Source organism: Wolbachia endosymbiont of Pentidionis agamae (assembly GCF_036711655.1).
GTDB lineage: Bacteria > Pseudomonadota > Alphaproteobacteria > Rickettsiales > Anaplasmataceae > JAZHPY01.
Genome location: NZ_JAZHPY010000087.1, coordinates 1 through 4,325, shown reverse-complemented (window position 1 = coordinate 4,325; position 4,325 = coordinate 1). Strand labels below are relative to the sequence as shown.

Sequence of the window (4,325 nt, the reverse complement as noted above, 5' to 3'; positions counted from 1 at the left end):
TAAGAGGATTTAAGTTTAGTTTTAAAATACTACCGTGGCTGATTGAAGAGTATGGATTAGAAGAAATATTGGTAAAAAACAAAAAGAAAGCAGTCAAAAAAGGAATAAGGTTTCAAAGATTAAGAGGAACACCTGCATCATTAAAAACAGCTCTGAAATGGGTAAATATAGACGATATTACAATTATTGAAGAGCCGCCTGGCAAACATTTTTTTGAACTGCAAGTAGGGATAAAGGATGTACCGAATGATTTCTTTGTTGATAAGGTTGTAGCACTTGCAAAGCTTTCACTGCCTGTAAGATCTCGTTTAATGAGGATTTTTAACGACCACTATAACGTGCAAAGGTTCATACTGAATGAGAGTTTTTTTGGCAGTTTATTATCTGATTACTCTGGCGTGAAAATTACAGATGATGGGCCAGTACTATCGTTTGGTAGAGTTAATTACTTTAGATCCGGCAGTCCATTTGTCAAAGTTATAGAGAATTGTTTACGTGATCATTATGAGCAAGTTTTCAGTAATGATTTATATAGGCTGGATGTTGCAATACTAGGAGAAACGGAGCCTCATAAACTTAATTATAGTAGTGTTTATGAACGAGGACATGAACTATATAATTTTTATGCACTTTATCCTGAACCACAAAGTGTATTGCCAGCAATTAAGTTTGCTAAAGCACAGGTTGTATTGTCCGATAGCTGGAATTTAGGGGATATAAATGCTTGCTTTCCTGTTTGCTATGATGAGGAAATAGGAGATAAATTTTTGCTCGGAAATGATAAGCTCTCTTAACAAACTTGGAATTTTAAATACAAGCCAATTTTAGAAAGATTTAGTGCCATCTATCAATATAAAGCAAAGAACTTTACTGATCCAAAAGTTGTAGAATTTAATTTAACAGAATATCATGTGGATTGCAAAAATAACTCAGATTCAAAACAAGATGATTCGATTCATGAATTAGAAAATCATATTTTTGTATTTTATCCTGGCATGCTTACTTGGCACGAACATAAACATTTAAACAGATTTTGGAATGATGTACGGCCAATTATTTTAAGATATTAATTATAATATCACATAAGAAGATACAATCTCTGATTGAAAAAAGACTTCACTTTACTCTCATAGATGGAGCATAATTAAGTAACAGCAGTCAATAAAAGAAAAAAAACTGCTGTTGAAGAGAGTATTTTTATAGTAGAAAAAGTTTGATAAAAAAGTTTAAAGGAAAAATAAACATAAAGATTTACAGATCGAAATTTCAGTAAGCTGGTTTAGTGTGTGGCAGACTACTTACAGAATATAAAACGAAAAATTCTGAAATTTTAGGAAGTTGTGTTGGATACAGTTGCGCCTTTTTACAGGAGTAGCTGGTTATGGAAATATGGAGTACTCCTAATTACAAAAACAATTACAGGAAAAACAATGAGAAAAAGAGAGCTAACTATTCATCGTCTTTATGAGCCTAATAGATTATCAGATAAGTATTTAGCTAATGCTTATGAACAATTACTAAGATATTTAGTAAAAACAAGTAGTGAAATGGAGGTGGAAAAAAATGATAAATGTGAGTTTTTATGCAAGAGTATCATCAGAGAAACAAGCACAGGAGAATACAATAGAGAGTCAGATTACAGAACTTGAGCGTCGCATTAGTAGTGATAAACATGAGTTGTTAGATGAGTATAGGTTTATCGATAATGGTATTAGCGGATCAATTTTAGAACGCGAAGGTTTAGAAAGATTACGTGATAAAGTAGCAGAAGGTAAAATTGATAAAATATATATCCACTCACCAGATCGGTTGTCACGAAAATCTGCATATCAGATGATCTTATTGGAGGAATTTAAGAAAGCAGGAGTAAAGGTAATATTTCTAAGTAATAATCAGACTGATGATACCCCAGAAAACACACTGCTAGTTCAAGTGCAAGGGATAATATCAGAGTATGAACGTACAAAGATTATAGAACGAAATCGTCGAGGAAAAATTCATGCAGCCAAAGCTGGCAGTGTAAATGTAATGAGTAGAGCACCTTATGGTTATCGCTACATAGAAAAACATATGGGTGAAGGGCACGCTAGGTTCGAAATTAATCAGGAAGAGGCAGAAGCAGTAAAAAAAATGTTCTCTTGGATTGGAGAGGGAAGAGTAACTATCAGAGAAGTTGTGCAACGACTTAATGAAATATCTATAACAACACAAACAGGAAAAGACTATTGGTGGCCAAGTACAGTTCGTAAAATATTGAAAAACCCTGCTTATACTGGACTAGCAGCTTATTGTAAAACGAAAATATGTCCAAAGTTATCAACAGTGTTTACACGTAGGAAACCCAAAAAAAATAGTTCTGTTTGTCCCAATAATGAAGAAAATTGGATTTATATTCCAGTACCAAGTGTAATTAGTGAAGATCTGTTCAATACAGTTCAAGAGCAATTAGCAGAGAATAAACAAAGGGTAAGAGCACAACAAAAAAGCTACAAAACATATTTGCTACAGGGTTTAGTGGTGTGCCAGCGTTGTCAATATACTTATTTCGGTTCGCTTGGGCCAAGTGGAAAAAACGGACAATATTCTTACTATCGTTGCTCTGGTACAGATATAAGTAGGTTTCATGGTAATAGAATCTGCTATAATAAGGCAATTCGTACAGATGTGTTGGATAAAGCTGTATGGAAAGAGGTAGAGAATTTACTAAAAGAACCAGATAGGGTTGCAAATGAATATCAGCACAGACTTTTGGGTGATAAAGATTCCTTACTATGTCAAACACTTGAAAAGAAGGAAAATAAAATCAAGCGAAGTATTTCAAAGCTTATTGATAGCTATGCCCAGGAGTACATAACTCAGGAAGAATTTGAACCGAGAGTGAAAGCAATGAGACAGCATTTGAAAGAAATTGAAGAACAAAAAGAAAAAATGCTTGATCAAAAAAAAATACATCATGAATTGAGCATTATCACAAATGTTTTACAAAACCTTTCTTTCACTGAATCAAAACTTAATAAAATAGATTATAAAACTAAGCAGAACATTATTAGGATGTTAGTTAAGAAAATTGAAATCAATCATGATAACCTATATATAATTTTCTGCATAAAAGAACTTACTAATTCTGATCAAAATAGGCATAATAGAATTTTGCAATATTGTAACAGTAGTACATATCACTTACCCCGCTAATTTTCAACTTATAGCTGCAATGAATCCTTGTAGGTGTGGATATCTTGGTGATCTAAGTAGATCATGTAGCAGGGCTCCTCAATGTGGTACGAATTATAAGAATAAGATATCAGGACCATTGCTTGACAGAATAGATATATGCGTTGAAATGCCAAATATCAACATCTTTTCATCTTAAATATCCTTCAAAGAAGAAAATAAAGACACTATAAGAAAGAGGGTTGTAGCAGCGAGGAAAATTCAAACTGAACGCTATAGTGACCTAAATATTGGCGTTAACGCAGATATGTGTGGAGCAACGCTTAGTGAATTTGCTTCACCAAATAAAGAGAGTGTGCAATTCTTAGAATATGTATTCAAAAAAAATTATATTTCGAACAGAGGTTATTCGCGTATATTGAGGGTTGCAAGAACTATTGCAGATCTTATGCAGAGCAAGAACGTGGAAAAAATTCACATTGCTGAGGCGCTAAGCTATAGAATCAACTCCATTTAAATTTCATTACTGGCTTCTCTAAGGAAACTTTCAACAGGAGTGATTTTTAATCAAGATGGTAGAAATTTTGAATGAAGAAGCTAGACGAAACAAAACAAAGAGTGTGCGTGAAAAGCAAGTTTTGTATAGAAGATAGGCATGGCATTAGAATATTTACTTGAATATCGGACATATTTTCATATTGCGCAAAGCTAAGGAGTGAGCGAAAGTGCCTGCTATCGTAACATTCAATTGATAGAATACGGATTTTGTGTTGTCAGAGCGAAAAGAGCTCTTACATAGAATGTGATGCAACAGAGATTCCTATGGAAAGACCCAAACAGAGAAGATTTTTTCAGGAAAAAAGCATAGCATACAAATAATCGTAGAAAAACAGAGCAGTTTTTATGACTTTTTCGAACGGTAAACGGCATGTTTTCAAAGAGTCAAAAATTCATATTTCAAAGGTTTTGGCAGATATAGAGGTTTGCAAAAAATTCATGAAAGCCGCATAGAAAAAGGACTAAAGAAAAAAAGGAAAAAAGAACTTGCTAGTCAGAGAGTAGTAGAAAATGTAATTGGCTTATTAAAAAGGTTATAGCAGATAAATACCGAAGTTTTGATTTGAGGTTCAAGCTGGAATTTACAATCTGGATAT

The 4,325-nt window shown here is 33.3% G+C and carries 4 protein-coding genes and 1 pseudogene; all 5 read left to right on the top strand.

Annotation, left to right across the window (positions count from 1 at the left end):
- Positions 1-1,070, top strand: a pseudogene (locus tag V6U76_RS04675) (phage tail protein); the annotation flags it as partial.
- A 270-nt stretch (positions 1,071-1,340) separates the two neighbouring features.
- Positions 1,341-1,649: a hypothetical protein gene (locus tag V6U76_RS04670; protein ID WP_333023938.1), complete on the top strand. Its 309-nt coding sequence runs from the start codon at positions 1,341-1,343 to the stop codon at positions 1,647-1,649.
- Positions 1,564-3,192: a recombinase family protein gene (locus tag V6U76_RS04665; RefSeq protein ID WP_333023936.1), complete on the top strand. Its 1,629-nt coding sequence runs from the start codon at positions 1,564-1,566 to the stop codon at positions 3,190-3,192. Before V6U76_RS04670 ends, V6U76_RS04665 begins: the two co-directional genes overlap by 86 nt.
- A 19-nt stretch (positions 3,193-3,211) precedes the next feature.
- The gene (locus tag V6U76_RS04660; RefSeq protein WP_333023935.1) at positions 3,212-3,370 is read left to right on the top strand and encodes an ATP-binding protein; all 159 of its coding nucleotides are present in this window, start codon (positions 3,212-3,214) and stop codon (positions 3,368-3,370) included.
- The gene (locus tag V6U76_RS04655; RefSeq protein ID WP_333023940.1) at positions 3,371-3,688 is read left to right on the top strand and encodes a magnesium chelatase subunit ChlI family protein; all 318 of its coding nucleotides are present in this window, start codon (positions 3,371-3,373) and stop codon (positions 3,686-3,688) included. It begins immediately after the preceding gene.
- Positions 3,689-4,325: the final 637 nt, after the last annotated feature.